The organism is Cellulomonas fimi (assembly GCF_028527925.1).
Classification (GTDB): domain Bacteria; phylum Actinomycetota; class Actinomycetes; order Actinomycetales; family Cellulomonadaceae; genus Cellulomonas; species Cellulomonas fimi_C.
This window is the reverse complement of the sequence record NZ_JAPESW010000152.1, coordinates 1-626: the sequence shown is the minus strand read 5'-3', so window position 1 is coordinate 626 and position 626 is coordinate 1. Positions and strand designations below refer to the sequence as shown.

The window sequence follows — 626 nt, the reverse complement described above, 5'->3', positions numbered from 1 at the left end:
AATTGGAAAAAACAAAACGTAAACGAAATACAACAGTTTTAATAAGAGTAGGGTAAAGAATAGATGTAAAAAGGTAGTGTCGTGCATGAGAGATAAGTGCTGAGAAAAAGAAAATGGTAATTGTAGCAACCAATAAAATGCTAAGGTTACTTTTAACGTTTTTTTTTTGAAGTCATAGCCGCTTTTGCGCAGCGCCATACCGAGTGAGTTGCCTTCACTCATCTCGTCCCGCGCCGCATCAAGGCGCTCCTGCAGCCAGGGCGGCGCGAAGCTGTGCAGCAGTTGCATGGCTTCAAGCTCATGCACGCCGGCCCCAAGAAGGGCACCGGTGTTCATCAGAAAGACCGCACCCTGCAAATCTTTATAGAGAGACCAGGGCATAATGCTGTCAGCAAGACGACGAATTCTGCCGCGCCACCGGGGCAGGGACCACAGGCTGGCCACAACCAGAGCAGCACCGGAGAATGCCGCTGCAGGTCCCCACTGTTCTGTCCAGTCAGAAAGCCCCTTCATGAACCCGAGTGCCCCGCTCCAGCTGGCCGGATCAGACATTCTGCTCAGCATCGGGACGAGGGACTGGTTATTGACCCCGAGCAGACCGCCGCCCAGCACGAGCAGAACCAGCG

General features: G+C 52.9%; 1 protein-coding gene. It reads right to left on the bottom strand.

Features of this window, described 5'->3' with window-relative positions:
• Positions 1 to 626, bottom strand: a 626-nt coding sequence (locus tag OMK64_RS21455; protein WP_272730147.1) for a type II secretion system F family protein, incomplete at both ends; no start/stop codon positions are given.